Genomic DNA, 16,339 nt, shown 5'->3' on the forward strand with positions numbered 1-16,339 from the left:
TGGGAAACGGTCCGGGCCCTCTCACCAGGGCTGCGGATCGAGGCCGTGGTGCGGGAAGACGGCCCCCCGGGTGGCCATGACGGCGCGGTCGACCTCGTCGTCCGGGTCGTAACCCGCCGTCCACGGGCGGAAGGAGGTGGCGGCACCCTCGCCCATGGTCTCCGGCACCTCGACGTCGACGAGCTCGGCGACGGTCTCGCGCCACACCGCCGGCACCGGGGTCGAGAGGTCGAGCGGGTGTCCCGCGACGACGGCGGCGAGGTGCGCCCACACGCGCGGCACGACGCTGACCACCTCGTACCCGCCGCCGCCGGTGGCCACCCACCGCCCGCCGGCGTGGGCCTCGGCGAGCTCGGCCATGAGGAGGGCCGCGCTGCGCTGGGCGTCGACGGACACCGCGAGCCCGGCCAGCGGGTCGAGCGCGTGGGAGTCGCAGCCGTGCTGGGTGAGGAGGAGCTGCGGGGCGAAGTCCTCGACGAGCGGGCCGACGACGCCGTCGAGCACCCGCAGCCAGGCCGCGTCCCCGGTGCCGGGCGGCAGCGCGACGTTGACCGCGGTACCGCGGGCCGCGGGCCCGCCGATGTCCTGGGCGTAGCCGGTGCCGGGGAAGAGGGTGCCGGGGTGCTGGTGCACGGAGATCGTCAGCACGCGGTCGTCGTCCCAGAAGGTGCGCTCGACGCCGTCGCCGTGGTGGGCGTCGAGGTCGACGTAGGCGACGCGCTCGGCGCCCGCAGCGAGGACCGCGGCCAGCGCCACGGCGGCGTCGTTGTAGATGCAGAAGCCGGAGGCGCGTCCGGGCATCGCGTGATGCATCCCGCCCGCGAGGCTGAGGGCTCGCGGTGCACGACCCTCCCACACCGCCGTCGCGGCGGCGAGGGTGGAGCCGGCGATGCGCGCACCGGCCTCGTGGATCCGCCCGAAGAGGGGGTTGTCGTCCCCGCCGAGCCCGCGCGCGGGGTCGGGCCGCCCCTCACCGGCCGCCCGGACGGCCGCGAGGTAGTCGGCCTCGTGGACCCGCAGCAGGTCGGCGTCCTCGGCGAGCGCGACCGGCTCGACGGCGAAGGAGTCGAGGAGCCCGAGGTCCGCGATCAGCCGGTGGGTGAGGGAGAGCCGGAGGGGGGCCATCGGGTGGCCCGCGCCGAAGTCGTACTCCAGCAGGTCCTCGCTCCACGGGAGCAGGGGCTTGGGCATTGGGTCACGGTAGCGCGCGTGCTGCGCCGGGCGGCCCGGCGTCTGGCAAGGTGAGCGCGTGAGCGCAGGCACCGGACCACTGCGGCCGAGTCGGCCACTGGGCGCGCTGCGCGACGCGGTCGACCACGTCGCGCGGCAGTCACCCGCGCGGCTGGCGCTCATCGTCTTCGCCGGGATCATCGCGGTCGTCACCGCGCTGCTCTCGCTGCCGGCGGCGACCGTGGACGGGCAGCGCGCCCCCTTCGTCGATGCCCTGTTCACCGCCGTCTCCGCCGTCTGCGTCACCGGGCTGACGACCGTCTCGACCGCGACCTACTGGTCCGTCTTCGGGCAGGCGGTGATCATCATCGGCGTCAAGATCGGCGGCCTCGGCGTCATGACGCTGGCCTCGATCCTCGGCCTGGCCGTCTCCCGCCGCATCAACCTCACCCAGCGCCTCCTCACCGCCTCCGAGACCCGCACGACGCGGCTGGGCGAGGTCGGCACGCTCGTGCGGGCGGTCATCGTCGCCTCGCTCACCATCGAGCTCGCGATCTTCCTCGTCCTCGTCCCGCGCTTCCTCGCCCTCGGGCACTCGCTCGGGCAGGCCCTGTGGGACGCGCTGTTCATGGCGCTGTCGATCTTCAACAACGCCGGGTTCGTCATCCTCGACAAGGGGCTCGAGCCGTTCGTCGGCGACTGGTGGCTGTGCCTGCCGATCATCGTCGGCGGCGGGATCGGCGCGCTCGGCTTCCCCGTCATCCTCAACGTCGCCGAGCGCGTGCGCCGGGGGCGGCGGCTGTCGCTGCACACCAAGCTCACCGTCGTCACCTACTCGATCCTCGCCGTCGTCGGCTCGCTCGGCTTCGCGCTCTTCGAGTGGCGCAACGCCGCCACCCTCGGCGGCCTGCCGGTGGCCGACCGGGTGCTCACCTCGATGCTCGCCGGCGTCAACTCCCGCTCCTCCGGGCTGAGCACGGTCGACGTCGGCCACATGAACGACACGACGTGGTTCATGCAGGACGCCCTCATGTTCGTCGGTGGCGGGTCGGCGTCCACCGCCGGTGGCATCAAGGTGACGACGTTCGCCGTCCTCGTCCTGGCGATCGTCGCCGAGGCGCGCGGTGACCGCGACGCCGAGGCCTTCGGCCGGCGCGTGGGGACGACGACGGTGCGCCTCGCCGTGGCCGTCGCGTTCCTCGGGGCCACGCTCGTCGGCGGCGGCACGCTCCTGCTCCTCACCTTCACCGACTACCACCTCGAGCTCGTGCTCTTCGAGACCATCTCCGCCTTCGCGACCGTCGGGCTGAGCACCGGCATCACCCCCGACCTGCCGGACGTGGGCAAGTACGTGCTCGCGGCGCTGATGTTCGCCGGGCGTCTGGGCACGATGACGCTCGCCGGTGCGCTCGCCCTGCGCCAGCGCCGCCGCGTCATCCGCATGCCGTCCGAGCCGCCGATCGTCGGCTGAGCGCGGCACACTGGGGACACGTCCTCGGAGAGGTAGGTGGCACATGCCGCAACGGAACAACGCCCCGCGCGCGAGCGCCGTGCTCGTGATCGGCCTCGGCCGGTTCGGCGGGGCGCTCGCGGCGACGCTCGAGGACCTCGGGCGCGAGGTCCTCGCCGTGGAGAAGGACGAGCACCTCGTGTCCCAGTGGTCCGGGCGGGTGCCGATCATCGAGGCGGACGCGTCCAACCCCGACGCGCTCGAGCAGCTCGGGGCGCAGGAGTTCCCGGTGGCCGTCGTCGGCGTGGGCACCTCGCTGGAGGCGAGCGTGCTCATCACGGCGAACCTCGTCGACCTCGAGGTGCCACAGATCTGGGCCAAGGCGACGTCCGCCGAGCACGGGCGCATCCTGCGGCGCATCGGGGCCCACCACGTCGTCTACCCCGAGCACGACGCCGGGCAGCGGGTGGCCCACATGGTCACCGGGCGGATGCTCGACTACATCGAGATGGAGGACGGCTTCACCATCGTCAAGATGCGCCCGCCGAAGGAGACCTACGGGTTCACCATCGGTGAGTCGCGGATCCGCCAGCGCTACGGCGTCACGGTGCTCGGGGTGAAGTCGCCCGGCGAGGCGTTCGAGTACGCCTCGGAGGAGACGCGGATCAACCCGGGCGACACGATCATCGTCTCGGGTGACTCCGGCCTGCTCGAGGCGTTCGCCGCCCGCCCCTGAGCGGCCTGCCCACCCACCCTCGCGAGCGGCCCAGCACGCTTGACCGCCGTTCCATGTGAGCGCTAACCTCGTGGTGTTGACGACACCACTGGACAGTCGGGCACGCGGACGTCGTGTCTGCCTCGCACCGGTCGAGCGGCCTCACGGCGATGACGCTGGCAGATGAGTCCCCTCGCGGGTGCCGGGCCGCCCCATCCCCGGCCGCACGAGGGAAAGGAGGTCGAGGTTCGTCGTCCGGCACACGGACGGAGCCGGCAGCGCCCGCCACCTCCGCCCACCTGCCACCACCCACGCACGCAGTCGCGGCACCGTCGTCGCGACCGGACCGAGGAGGGTCCATGTCACCCAGACCACACACACGCACGCGCCTCAGGACAGTCGGGGCGGTCGCGGCCCTGACGATGGTCCTCGGGGCGGCCGCCGCCGTCCCGGCATCCTCGGAGCCCGACGCCGAGCCGAGCGACGAGCGCCTCGTCGCCCACTACCGGCTCGACGAGACGAGCGGCACCGCCGTCGCCGACTCGTCGGGCAACGACCGGCACGCCGAGGTCGTCAACAACGGCGCCGGCACCGCCACCTGGCGCGCCGGCCGCGGCATCAACCTCCCCGGCGGCTCCAACACCCCCGGCACCCTGCCCGCCGTCAAGCTGCCGGACTCGCTGCTCACCGGGCTCGACGACGTGACGATCGCCTTCGACGTGCGCGCCGCCGGCACCGCACCCGGCGCCCCGATGTACACCTTCGGGCTCGCCTCGGAGAACGGCGGCAACCTCACCGCCTCACCCGGCAACGACAACGCGATCTTCGCCCGTCACGAGGTGAGCATCGCCGCTCCCGGCGGCACCGCGCAGACCGCCGGCGCCCCGCTGGGACTGCCGCGCAACGAGTGGACCCACGTCGCCGTGACGATCGAGGGCGGGACCGCCGAGGCGCCCGGCACGATGCACGTCTACGAGAACGGCGTGCTCGTGGGCAGCAACGAGGCGGTGACCGTGCGCCCCGGCGACATCACCGCACCGTCGGCCTTCATCGGCCGCTCCAACGCGACGACCGGCCGCCCGGCGCAGTTCGCCGGCGCCATCAAGGACTTCCGCATCTACTCCGCGGCGCTGCCCGCCGCCGACGTCGCCGAGCTCTCGGCCGACCTCGCCGCCGGGAACCTCACCGAGATGATCGACTCGGTCAGCCTGCCGGACACCAGCGCGCTCGAGGAGAACGTCACACTGCCCAGCTTCCCGGGGCTGACCTGGAGCACGAGCGACCCGTCGGTCGTCACCGAGTCGGGCCGGGTCACCCGCCCCGAGCCGGGCGCCGGGGACGCGACGGCGACCCTCACCGCGACGGTGGCCCACCGCGGGCTCACCACCTCGCGCGAGTTCGCCGTCACCGTCCTCGAGCGGGTCGCGTTCAGCGACGAGGAGCTCAGCGAGGGCCTCGTCCACCACTTCCGCCTCGACGAGACCGCGGGCACCGTGCTCGCCAACACCGGCAGCGCCGGCAGCGCGGCGAACGCCGAGCTCGTCAACGGTGACAAGGTGAGCCTCACGGGCGAGGGTGTGCGGTTCAACCCCGACTCCTACGAGAACTCCCTCACCGGCGGCTACGTCCGCCTCCCGAACAACCTCACGGCGGGGATGACCAGCCTCACCGTGGACTACGAGGTCTGGGTCGACCCGGCGAACGTCGGCAACCACCAGATGTGGAGCCTCGGCTCCAAGACCGGCACCTGCGAGGCCGACGCCGGGCTCCAGGGCTCGATCTACGCCTCGAACACCGCGCCGCGACCCGGTGAGCGCTTCCGGGTGGCCGTGGGCAACCAGAACCTCATGCAGGACCGTGGCCGGCTGCTCGAGGGCGCGTGGAAGCACGTGACCTACACCCAGACGCCCAACGCGGACGGCACGACGTGGACGGGCATCGTCTACGTCGACGGCGTGCGCTACGCGCAGGCCACCAACCTCACCACCCCGCCGTCAGTGCACGCCTCGGGGACCAACTGCAACTTCCTCGCCCGCTCGCAGGTGGCCGAGGACTACTCCTTCCGCGGCACCATCCGGGACTTCCGTGTCTACGACCGCGCGGTGAGCCTGGACGAGGCCCTCGCGCTCGCCGACGAGACGGTCTCCACGGGCGTGCGGGCGGACGCCGAGGCGATCGACCTCGGCCTCACCGAGGCCATCGTCCGCGACATCGTCCTGCCCGAGTTCGGCTCGGTCGCCGGCTCCACGATCACGTGGACCTCCTCCGACCCGTCCGTCGTCGACATCTACACCCCGCCGGCGAGCGCCCCGAACGTCGCGGTCACCGGACGCGTCACCCGGCCCGCCGTCGGTCAGCCCGACGCGACCGTGACGCTGACGGCCACCGTCCGCAAGGGCGCCTACGACGTCACCGTCCGGGAGATCCCGGTGGTCGTCAAGGCCGAGTTCGTCGACGCCGACGCCGTCGACCGCGACGCCTACGACCTCGAGGTCGACAACACCGACGACGTCCGCGGCAACCTCACGCTCCCGGCCGAGGGTGAGTTCGGGTCGACGATCACGTGGACCTCGACGTCCGACCTCATCACGCCGACCGGCGAGGTGACCCGGCCCGCCTACGGCCACGCCGACGTCTCGGGCACGCTCACGGCCACGATCACGAAGGGCGGGTCCTCGGAGACGAAGACCTTCCCCTTCACCGTCCGGTCGCTGCCGCGCACCGAGGAGATGGAGCGCTACTTCCTCGGGTACTTCAAGGGGGAGAACCTCGCCGACGGCGAGCAGATCATGTTCGCGACGTCGAACGGCAACACCGCCCTCGACTGGACCGGTCTCACCGGTGGTCGCCCGTCCCTCATCTCCCAGCTGGGTGACCAGGGCCTGCGCGACCCGCACATCGTCCGCTCCCCCGACGGGGACACGTTCTACATGATCGCCACCGACCTCAACTGGTACGACCAGGGCGGCTACGCGATCAACGACACCCAGTACATCGAGGTCTTCGAGTCCAACGACCTCGTCAGCTGGACGCCCCAGCGCCACGTCGAGGTGGCCCCGGAGGACGCGGGCAACGCCTTCGCACCGGAGTCGCTGTGGGTCGAGGAGATCGGCGCCTACGCCGTGTTCTGGGCGCAGTCGCTGTGGAACGACCCGGTCAACCGCACCGGTCAGGGAAACGCGCAGATGTGGTACAACACGACGCGCGACTTCCGGACCTTCTCCGAGCCCCAGGTGTGGCAGGACCCCTACCCGCAGTCGCGGATCGACACGACCGCGCTCAAGGTCGGTGACTACTACTACCGGGTGACGAAGAACGAGGCCGGCAACGCCGGCTCGGACCTCTTCTCCGAGAAGCACACCGACTTCCTCGACAGCGACATCGACAACTGGGAGCTGCTCGCCCCGGCGCTCGGGCGCACGACGTGGGACGCGGGCCAGGGCTACGAGGGCCCGGTGCTCTTCCAGGCGAACCCCGGTGACACCGCGTGCCCCGGCCAGTTCTACCTGTGGGGCGACCGGTACACCAACGGCGGCGGCTACCAGGCGGCGTGCAGCGAGGACATCGAGGCGCCCACCTGGGACCCCCAGCCGATCACGATGACCAACGCCGGCGTGCCGCGCCCGCGGCACGGCACGGTCATCCCGATCACGCTGCGCGAGTGGAACGACATCCGCGGCATCCCGAACAGCGACGTGGCCACCACCACCGAGCTGAGCGTCGAGGGCCGCGTCGCCACCGCGACGGTCGAGGCCGCCGACGGGTTCGAGACCGGCGGCCAGGTCCGCTTCTCCGCGGGTGAGTGGTCACAGACGGTCCACCTCACCGACGGGGTCGCCGAGGTGACGCTGCCCGAGGCCGCGACGGGGCCGGAGGTCACCGCCGAGTTCCTCGGCCACGACATCCTCCTCGCGTCCTCCGACACGGCGCCGCTGGGCAGCCCGCTCGACGGCGTCACGGCCACCGCGGACACGCGCTGCGTGGCCGGACGCACCGTGGTCACCGTGCGGGTGTCCAACGGCAGCGAGGTCGCGGTGGACCTCACCGCCACGTCCTCGTGGGGCAGCCGGTCCGCCACCGGTGTGGCGGAGGGGCGCAACTTCACCCACGCCTTCACCACCCGGGCCACGAGCGTCCCGGCCGGGACGGTGACGGTGGACGTCTCCGCCGTCGTCGACGGTGAGCAGACGACCACGCAGGTCGAGGCGCCGTACGCCGCCGGGTCCTGCGGCTAGCAGCACGTGCAGGGGAAGGGGCGTCCCCGTCGGGGGCGCCCCTTCCGCGTGCCCGCGCGGGCGGCGCGGCGGATGTCGCACGTGGGAAGGGGCGTGAGCAATAACATGACGACGGAACACGCGGCAGATCCGATGGAGGACCAGTGACGTACCAAGGCACCGCCGACCGGCTCGCGACGGACAGCGAGACGCGCGAGGCGATCCTCAGCGGACGCACGTCGCTGGGCATCGAGCTGGGCTCGACCCGCATCAAGGCCTGCCTCGTCGGGCCCTCGCCCGCGCAGGTGCTCGCCGCCGGCTCGCACGAGTGGGAGAACCAGCTCGTCGACCGGACGTGGACCTACTCCCTGGAGTCGGTGTGGTCGGGCGTGCAGGCGGCCTACGCCGCGCTGGTCGAGGACGTCGAGCGGCGCTACGGGCTGCGGCCGTCGACCTACGGCGCCCTCGGCGTCTCGGCGATGATGCACGGCTACCTCGCGTTCGACGCCGCCGACGAGCTGCTCGTGCCCTTCCGCACGTGGCGCAACACCTCCACCGGCCCGGCCGCCGCCGAGCTCTCCGGGCTGTTCGGGGTGAACATCCCCCTGCGGTGGTCGGTGGCCCACCTCCACCAGGCGGTCCTCGACGCCGAGCCGCACGTGCCCCACATCCGGTTCCTCACCACCCTCGCGGGCTACGTCCACTGGCGGCTCACCGGTCGCCGGGTGCTCGGGGTGGGCGACGCCTCGGGCATGTTCCCCATCGACCCCGCGACCGGGACGTACGACGCCCGGATGCTCACCCAGCTCGACGACCTCGCGGGCGACCGGCTGCCCGGCGCCCGGGTGCTCGACCTCCTGCCGACCGTGCTCACCGCGGGCGAGTCCGCCGGCCTGCTCACCACCGAGGGCGCCGCGCTCCTCGACCCGAACGGGACCCTGCAGGCGGGCATCCCCCTGTGCCCGCCCGAGGGCGACGCCGGCACGGGCATGGTCGCCACGAACTCCGTGGCCCCGCGCACGGGCAACGTCAGCGCCGGGACGAGCATCTTCGCGATGGTCGTCCTCGAGCGCCCGCTGCGCAGCGCGCACCACGAGCTCGACGTCGTGACGACCCCCGCGGGGGACGCGGTGGCGATGGTCCACTGCAACAACGGGGCGAGCGAGCTCGCCGCGTGGGCCGCGATGTTCACCCGGTTCGCCGCGGCGGCCGGGCTCGACCTCACCCCCGACGCCGTCTACGAGGTGATGCTCGGCGAGGCCCTGTCCGGCAGCGCCGACGCCGGCGGCCTGCTGTCCTACAACTACCTCGCCGGCGAGCCGATCACCGGTCTCGCCGAGGGGCGCCCCCTGGTGGTGCGCACGCCCGACAGCGAGCTCAGCCTGGCGAACTTCGTCCGCTCGCAGGTGTACAGCATGTTCGGCACGCTCAGCCTCGGCATGGAGGTGCTCCACGGCGAGGGTGTCGAGATCGACCTCATGCTCGCCCACGGCGGCATCTTCCGCACCCCCGGCGTCTCGCAGCGGCTGCTCGCCGGAGCCCTCGGGGTCCCCGTGGCGGTCGGGCAGACCGCATCGGAGGGCGGGGCGTGGGGCATCGCCGTCCTCGCGTCCTACCTCCACGCCGCGGCGGAGACGGACCTCGGCACCTACCTCGACTCCCGCGTCTTCGCGGGCGCGGAGGTCACGACGGTCGAGCCGGACCCCGCCGACGTCGCCGGCTACGCGGCCTACCTCGAGCGCTACCGCGCGGGGCTGCGTGTGCAGGCGGCGGCCGTCGAAGCGCTCTGACCAGCACGGGGCGACGAGAACGCCGCGGCGCCGCACCCTCGGGAGGGCGGCGCCGCGGCGTTCGGGTGCGGGTCAGGCCGTGCGTCGGCGGTGGACGAGCACCGCGCCACCAGCGAGCACGAGCACGCCGGCTGCGACGAGCGCCTGGAGGCCGGTGAAGCCGGTCTCCTGGAGGCTGCCGCTGGGCGGCGGGGTGGTCGGCCGGACCGTCGGCGCCACGCCGGGAGCGGTCGTGGGGTCGGTCGCCGGCGGGGTCGCCGGCACGGTCGGCTCGGTGGTCGGCTCGGCAGGGCGTGGGGTGATCTCGACCTCGACCCCGACGTCGGCCCCTCCGGGCTCCGCCTCCTGGGCCGTGGCCGTGAGCGGCACCGCCAGGATCAGCACTCCGAGCGCCGCTGCCCGGAATGCGTGAACGATCGACTTAGACATGCCATTGTCCTTTGAGTCCGCCCGAACTACAGTCCAATTCCGATGTTATCGCTAACGCACTATTTTTACCATCGCCTGTCGCCTGGGGAATTCCTTCCGGAGGTCGTCGTGACCGTGGACGACGTGCGTGGCGAGTACGGCTCGGCCCCCTGGCCGGTTCACCAGGAGGCCGAGCCGTCACCGTCCGCTCAGCCGCACGAACGTCCCGCGTAGGCCGCGCTGGTGGACGCGCCGGCCGAGGTCACGCCGACCTCGCCCGCGGGCACCTGGGCCAGGCGCGTGGTGAAGGCGTACGAGCTCGTCCGTCCGCCGTCGACGGTGGCCGTCCGGGTGCCGTAGGCGGTGGCGATCTCCACCTCGGCCGGCGCGGCCCCCTCGTTGGTCACCCGCGCGGTGATCACCACCCTGCCGAGCACGCACCGCGTGTCCGCCTCGACCGTGACGTGCGGGCCGGCGGCCTCGACCGTGACCGTCGCACGCGCCTCGAGCCACACGCCCTCGATCTCACCGGCCACCTCGAGCTGCCCCGGCGCGGCGTAGGAGGCGGGGTCGATCTCCTCCCACGTCACCGGCAGGTCACCGGTCGAGCCGTCGGCGTAGGTGACGCCCACCGTCGCCGGCAGCTCCGGCGCGACGCCGGCCTGCGTGGTGACCTCGACCGTGTCGACCGACTCCACGAGCGCGTCCGGCTGGTAGGCGCGGAGCAGCCGCTCGTGCTCGGCACGCGTGATCGGCAGGACCGTGCCGTGCCGGGCGCGGAGGTTGAGGCCGGGCTCGTGCGTCCAGCTGTCGGCGTCGTCGAGGTCGGTGGAGGAGAACGCGACGTACCCGTCTCCCCCGCCGTACGGCGGCCAGTCCTGGAAGAGGAACCACGTGTCCTGGCCGGGCTCGATGTTCACGTCACCGGGGTTCGCCCTGAACGCGGTGGGTCCCTCGGCGTGACGCAGCGGGTCCCCGGAGCCGATCCGCTCGGTGACGAGCTCCCACGACGTGCCGACGGCACCCTCCTGGTAGCGCAGCAGGTCCGGCGACTTCTCGAGCAGGACCTCCATGATGTCGTTGCGCTCGTCCTTGGTGAAGCGGTAGTATGTCCCCTCGTGCTCCACGACCGTGGAGTCGATCATGCCCCGCCCGGGCTGGCGGCGGATGTCGATCCACACCTCCGGCTCGGTGAAGGTCACGAAGTCCCGGGTGAAGGAGATCATCATCCGGTTGTAGCTGTCCAAGGTGCTGCGCCCGGCGACGTCCGTCGTGTCGTAGAGGTTGGAGGCCCAGTACACGGCGTACATCCCCTGGTCCTCCAGGTAGTGCGCCTCCGGTGCCCACGTGTTCCCGGCGTAGGGGGTGTTGACCTCGACCATGCGCTGCTCGCTCCAGGTCACCAGGTCGGTGGACTCCCAGATCATGAGCGAGAGCGAGCCGGACTGCTGGGCCCGCGCGAAGTCGGGTCCCTGCCCGGGACGGTAGGTCTTGAGGTCGGTGGCGAGGAGGTAGAAGCGGTCACCCTCCGGCGAGCGGATGATGAAGGGGTCACGCAGCCCCTGCTCACCCAGTGTGGACTCCAGGACCACGTCGTCGTCGTTCAGCGGCGTCCAGTCCAGGGCGTTGTTGCCACGGCTCGCGGCGAAGTAGACCTGCTCGCCGTCGGCCGTGCTCTCCCCCTTGAAGTGGGGGAAGAAGTACGCCTCGCGCTCCTCCTGCACGGGCAGCGGGACGACGACGGCCTCGAAGGTCCGCACCTCGCTCGCCGCCCCCTTGGTGACGGTGGCGGTGAGCGTGACCGTCACCGGGTCCTGCCCGTGGGCGGGACGGGCGACGACGCCGTCGGTCGTGATGACGTCCGGGTCGCTCGAGGCCCACACGACGGCGGTCCCCTCCTCCCCCTCGGTCGGGAGGGTGATGTTGCCGCGGACGTCGTCGACGTTCGGGATGGCGAGCGCGGCGGCGGCGGCCTCGACGGCCTCCTGGTCGGTGACCCGGCCCTCGCCGTAGGCGTTGTCGAGCGCCTCCCACTCCGCGCCGGTGACCGGCAGGACGGTGCCGTGCCGGTAGCGCTGGGAGAAGGAGTAGTCGGCCGAGCCGATCATCGTCCACTCCCCGCTCGCGAGGTCCGTCGTCGTGAACGGCACGTACCCGCGGCCGCCGTACTCGTCGATGAACAGGTACCAGCGGTCCTCGGTGTTCGACTTGAAGACGAGGGGTCCCTCGCCCTGGTTGATGCTGCCGGCGCCGACCGCCTCGCGCACGAGCTCGAAGTCGTCGGTGAGCGGTCCGGACCCGACCTCCTGGAAGACGTGCTTGCCGCCCGGGTTCGAGCCGGTGCGGTTCTCCTCGTTCTTCGAGAAGCGGTAGACGTCGCCGTCGTGCTCGATCATCGTCGTGTCGATGACGGAGGAGCCGGTGTCGATGAGGATCTCGGGCTCGCTGAAGTTCCGGAAGTCGCGGGTCGTGGAGTACATCATCCGGTTGTGCGCGGCGCCCGTGTGGTCGGGGTCGTCCTCCGCGTAGAGCTTCGAGGCCCAGAACACGACGTACTCACCGATGCTGTCGTCGTAGAAGATCTCCGGCGCCCAGGCGTTGCCGGCGTTCTCCGGCGCGACCTCGGCGACCCAGCTCTCGGACCAGTTGACGAGGTCCGTGGACTCCCAGACGACGACGTTGCGGCTGCCCTGACGCTGGACCTGGTCCCAGCTCCCGCTCGACTGGTTCCACATCCGCAGGTCGGTGGCGATCTGGTAGAACTTGTCGCCCTCCGGGGAACGGATGATGAACGGGTCGCGCAGCCCCATCTCGCCGCTGGTCGACACCATGACCGGTTCGCCGTCGTTGAGCGTGGTGTAGGCGAGGGGGTCGTTGCCCTGGCTGAGCGAGAAGTACACCTGCTCGCCGTGCTCCAGGCCCTCTCCGAGGAAGTAGGAGAAGAGGTAGCCCTCGTACGGCTGCGCCTCGGGCAGCGGCGGGACGGTGGCGTCGAAGACGCGGGTCACCGTGCTCGCGCCGACGGTGACGCTCGCGGTGAGCGCGACCTCGGCGGCTGCCTCGCCGGCGGCGGGCCGGGAGACCTCGCCGGTGGCGGTGATGACGCCGGGGTCCGAGCTCTCCCAGGTGACGGTCGCGGTGTCGGTGCCGCTCGTGGGGAGGTACAGGTTGCCGCGGACGTCGTCGACGTCGTGGACGACGAGCGCGTCGGCCGCGGCCTGCGCGCGGGCCTCGTCCGCTGGCAGCGGGAGGACCGTGACCTCGAAGACCTGCTCACGAGTCAGCCCGCGCTGGCTCAGCGTCGCGGTGAGGGTGGCCGTGGCCGGCTCCTCGTCCGCTGCCGGGCGCGTGATCACGCCGTCGGCGGTGACGACGGACGGGTCGGACGTCGCCCAGGTGACGGCCGAGCCGCCCGGGCTGGCGGCGGGCAGGTCGAGGTTGCTCGTCACCGCGTCCAGGTCGGGGAGGGTCAGCCCCTCCGCGTCGAGCGCGAGGGAGGCCTCGGCGTTCGCGGTCACGAGCGCGTTGATCTCCTCCGCCGACAGCGCCCGGTCGTAGATGCGGAAGTCCTTGATGCTCCCGTCCACCCGGCGGTCGGCGTCGTAGGCGGAGCGTCCGATGTAGTTCGCGGTCGTCACGCCGTTGCCGATGTCCCCGGGGGTCACCGTGATCCCGGTGTTCTGCCCGACGCGCTCGCCGTCGACGTAGAGGCTGCCGGTGCCACCCGCGAGAGTGAAGGTCACGTGCTGCCACACGCCGCGGGTGAACTTCTGGGTCCCGAGGACGTTCTGCTCCCCGCCCCACGCGGCCGGGGAGATCGCGGCCCGGGCGACGTTCGGTGTGTCGGTGACGAACAGGTAGCCGTTGCCGGACTGCGGGGTGCCGACGGCCGGGTTGCCGAGGTTGAACAGGAAGTAGTTGCCGCTGTGGGGCGGCTCGAGCAGCACGTCCATGGACACCGTGATGGCGTCCAGGCCCGCGGTGATGTTGTCCGGCAGGACGACGTGGTCGTCGCTGCCGTCGAGCGTGACGCCGCCGGCGCCGAGCTCGGCACCGCCGACGATCTGCCCGTCACGCCCGTTGCCGGACGCGTCCTGCGCCGTGGTGCCGCCCTCCCCCGTGAGGGGGTAGTGCAGCACGAGCCCGTCCGCCGAGGGCTCGGCAGCCGTCGCGGCCGGCACGGCCGCGAGCATGCCCGCTCCGAGTGCCGCGGTCGCCACGGCGGCCACTAGTCGTCGTCGTCTCATAGCTTGTCCTTCCTTCTGGAGGACGCGCGTCGTCGCACGTCGTCGTGTGGTCCTGCTGCGTTCGGGGCGCCGCGGCGCGCGTGCCTCACCGGGCACCAGGGCCCGGGGCCGAGCGTCGCGGATGGGCGCCATCGTTCTCCGTCGAGCATGGTCGTACCGGCGTCCCAGCCGGTGACGTTATCGCTAACATTAGCAAGATGCCGCTGCTTGCGCGCGGGGTCGGCCGCTCCCGACGCCCGCGGGGCTCAGGGGGTCGCGGCGGGGTCCTCGACCGCGGACCGGCGTCCCTCGTCGCGCGCCTGCTCGAGCATCCGCTCGAGCCTGCGGCGCGAGGAGCGCCTGCCCCACAGGACCGCCCCGACGAGGAGGACGGCACCGAGGAGGAGAAGGAGCTGGGGCCACGGGACGGCCCACACGACGACGCTGACGACGACGGGGTCGAGCACCGCCGTCGAGCCGTCCATCGCGAGCATCTCGGGGACCACCGCGACCTCGAGCGGCACGGCGAACCACGGCCACACGCCGTCGACGACGACCGCGAGGCTGCGGGTGTCACCCGGCAGGACCTCCTCGGGGTGCTCGTCCGTGAGCCCGACGGTGCTGCCGCCGGCCGAGACCGTGCCGTCGACGAACAGGCGGGTGTTGCCCTCGTTGACGACGTCGAAGGAGACGGAGACCTGCCCGGGACGGAAGGCGTTCCAGCTCCCCTCGTAGCTGCCGCGCACGTTCTCCACGGCGGCCGACGGGGTGAGCTCACCGGTGACCCGGGTCGTCACGCGGAAGCCGACCCGGCTCTCCACGCCGACGCTCGTGCCACCCTCGGCCGTCTGCACCGACCGGACCGAGGCGGTGATGCCGGCGGCATGGTCACCCGGCTCGGTGTTGGGCGGCACCTCGATGGTGAACGGGACGACCTCGGTCTCCCCGGCGGCGACCGTGACGGTCTCCGGCAGCGTGATCCAGGTCCCGGCCCCCACCGACTCCTCGCCGGAGGCGAGCATGTCGAACCGGCCGGTGCGGGTGTAGAAACCGTCGGCGGCGTCGAGGGAGAAGGTGACCTCCTCGCTGCTGACGTTGCGCACGGCGAGGTGCTCCTCGACCACCTCACCGGGGTCGAGGGTGTGCTCGACCGCGCGCCGGCCGTCGGGCCCGTTCTCGTCCGCGGGCGTGGTCGACCAACGGACGGCGGGCTCCTGCGTCTGCGCCGCCACCGGCGCCGACAGGAGGAGGGCGGCGAGGAGCGCGAGGACGGAGACGAGGGCCACGCGGAGCGCGGGGCGAGGTGCAGTGGTCACTGGCAGTCCCATGAGTCTGGGTCGGGGCCGCGCCGAGGCGCGACCCCGACCCGTCAGTCAGTCGGTCCGGCGACCGGTCAGTACGCATCCTCCCAGAGGGTGAGCGTGATGGTGGCGGAGTAGCTGCCCGGCGCGACGTCGCTCGGCGTCTTGAGGAACAGGTCGGCGTTCACGTCCCACTCACCGGTGGGGCGCGCCTCGCTGGAGTCGAACGTCAGCGCGAGGAGCTCCTCGGCGACGAGACCCACGGCGTCGTCCCCCTCGTCGAGGACCGTGAGGACCTCGTCGCCCTCGGCGACGTTGCCGTCGTCGGTGATGAGGTTCGGCGTCCAGCCGAGGTGCTCGGCACCGAGCGCGGGCAGACCGTCGGCGGAGAACGCGGAGGACTGACCGGTGACGTACCAGAAGACGCTCTCCGGGACCTCCTCGCGGTCGTCGGCGACCGTGACCGTCGGCAGCGTCCCGTCGAACTGGCGGATCTCCGGGTCACCGGAGTCGACCTCGGTCAGCGAGGTCGAGTCGGCAGCCACGCTCATCGTCAGCGCACCGACGGGCTCGAGCTCCTGGATCTCGACGTTGACCTCGACGTCCTCGCCGGCGATCTCGTCGGCGACGGCCACGCCGGCGCCGCCCATGAGGAGCATCGCCCCTGTCGCGCCGATACCGGCGCGGGCAAGCAGACCCTTCTTGTTCATTCGTGTCTCCAGTTCCCGGCCGGCATGTCTCCGAGCCGAACGTGCGAGCGACCGGTCCGTCCGGTCACCGTCCTACGTGGTGGTACCCCTGCTACTGCCCATCCCCCGCGACGCACCGCTCCTGCGCGGCGCACTGTCCAGTCCTCCAGGTCGTCGTCGACCGAGCCCTTCCCGGCCACGCGGGGACGGCCGCCCGGCGAGTTGGACGACGCCGCGCGCGGCGACCACGGAGATTCTTCACATTCGAACTCGGTGAGAACGTCCCGTAATGCGGCGTCACTCACCGATCGCTCGATCGTAACAGCGGATGTTAGCGTGCACAAGGAAGTCTGACGGGCGTGCGGGGCGCGCATTC

9 protein-coding genes are annotated in these 16,339 nt (G+C 72.1%); 4 read left to right on the forward strand and 5 right to left on the reverse strand.

Features of this window, described 5'->3' with window-relative positions:
• Positions 1-21: 21 nt before the first annotated feature.
• Positions 22-1,191 carry an acetoin utilization protein AcuC gene (locus FE251_RS13720; RefSeq protein WP_139949051.1) on the reverse strand — a complete coding sequence of 390 codons (1,170 nt, stop codon included), beginning with the start codon at positions 1,189-1,191 and terminating at the stop codon, positions 22-24.
• A 58-nt stretch (positions 1,192-1,249) separates the two neighbouring features.
• Here FE251_RS13720 and FE251_RS13725 point away from each other — a divergent pair, with 58 nt between their 5' ends.
• The 4 genes from FE251_RS13725 (at position 1,250) to FE251_RS13740 (ending at position 9,339) form a co-directional block, all read left to right on the forward strand.
• Positions 1,250-2,641, forward strand: a complete 1,392-nt coding sequence (locus FE251_RS13725) for a TrkH family potassium uptake protein (RefSeq protein ID WP_139949052.1) — start codon at positions 1,250-1,252, stop codon at positions 2,639-2,641.
• A gap of 43 nt (positions 2,642-2,684) precedes the next feature.
• The gene (locus tag FE251_RS13730; RefSeq protein WP_139073414.1) at positions 2,685-3,356 is read left to right on the forward strand and encodes a potassium channel family protein; all 672 of its coding nucleotides are present in this window, start codon (positions 2,685-2,687) and stop codon (positions 3,354-3,356) included.
• Positions 3,357-3,694: 338 nt separating this feature from the next.
• Positions 3,695-7,570 carry an immunoglobulin-like domain-containing protein gene (locus FE251_RS13735; RefSeq protein WP_139949053.1) on the forward strand — a complete coding sequence of 1,292 codons (3,876 nt, stop codon included), beginning with the start codon at positions 3,695-3,697 and terminating at the stop codon, positions 7,568-7,570.
• 143 nt (positions 7,571-7,713) lie between these two features.
• A complete protein-coding gene (locus tag FE251_RS13740; RefSeq protein WP_139949054.1) occupies positions 7,714-9,339 on the forward strand; it encodes a xylulokinase in 1,626 nt (541 codons plus the stop codon).
• Between the two features lie 72 nt (positions 9,340-9,411).
• Here the strand turns inward: FE251_RS13740 and FE251_RS13745 are convergent, their stop codons facing one another.
• From FE251_RS13745 to FE251_RS13760, 4 genes are all read right to left on the reverse strand, one after another.
• Positions 9,412-9,768, reverse strand: coding sequence for a hypothetical protein (locus tag FE251_RS13745; protein WP_139073412.1), 357 nt, complete (start codon positions 9,766-9,768; stop codon positions 9,412-9,414).
• Between the two features lie 188 nt (positions 9,769-9,956).
• Entirely contained in the window at positions 9,957-13,994 is a 4,038-nt protein-coding gene (locus FE251_RS13750) for an immunoglobulin-like domain-containing protein (RefSeq protein WP_168202745.1), read from the reverse strand.
• Positions 13,995-14,239: 245 nt separating this feature from the next.
• Positions 14,240-15,289 carry a DUF916 domain-containing protein gene (locus FE251_RS13755; RefSeq protein WP_230976437.1) on the reverse strand — a complete coding sequence of 350 codons (1,050 nt, stop codon included), beginning with the start codon at positions 15,287-15,289 and terminating at the stop codon, positions 14,240-14,242.
• A gap of 77 nt (positions 15,290-15,366) precedes the next feature.
• Positions 15,367-15,984 carry a hypothetical protein gene (locus tag FE251_RS13760; protein ID WP_139073409.1) on the reverse strand — a complete coding sequence of 206 codons (618 nt, stop codon included), beginning with the start codon at positions 15,982-15,984 and terminating at the stop codon, positions 15,367-15,369.
• Positions 15,985-16,339: the final 355 nt, after the last annotated feature.

Source organism: Georgenia wutianyii (assembly GCF_006349365.1).
Taxonomy (GTDB): domain Bacteria; phylum Actinomycetota; class Actinomycetes; order Actinomycetales; family Actinomycetaceae; genus Oceanitalea; species Oceanitalea wutianyii.

Excerpts from the sequence above, each read along its gene's own strand:
- FE251_RS13720 (WP_139949051.1), bottom strand. The coding sequence starts at position 1,191 with ATGCCCAAGCCCCTGCTCCCGTGGAGCGAGGACCTGCTGGAGTACGAC.
- FE251_RS13730 (WP_139073414.1), top strand. The coding sequence starts at position 2,685 with ATGCCGCAACGGAACAACGCCCCGCGCGCGAGCGCCGTGCTCGTGATC.
- FE251_RS13735 (WP_139949053.1), top strand. The coding sequence starts at position 3,695 with ATGTCACCCAGACCACACACACGCACGCGCCTCAGGACAGTCGGGGCG.
- FE251_RS13745 (WP_139073412.1), bottom strand. The coding sequence starts at position 9,768 with ATGTCTAAGTCGATCGTTCACGCATTCCGGGCAGCGGCGCTCGGAGTG.
- FE251_RS13750 (WP_168202745.1), bottom strand. The coding sequence starts at position 13,994 with ATGAGACGACGACGACTAGTGGCCGCCGTGGCGACCGCGGCACTCGGA.
- FE251_RS13760 (WP_139073409.1), bottom strand. The coding sequence starts at position 15,984 with ATGAACAAGAAGGGTCTGCTTGCCCGCGCCGGTATCGGCGCGACAGGG.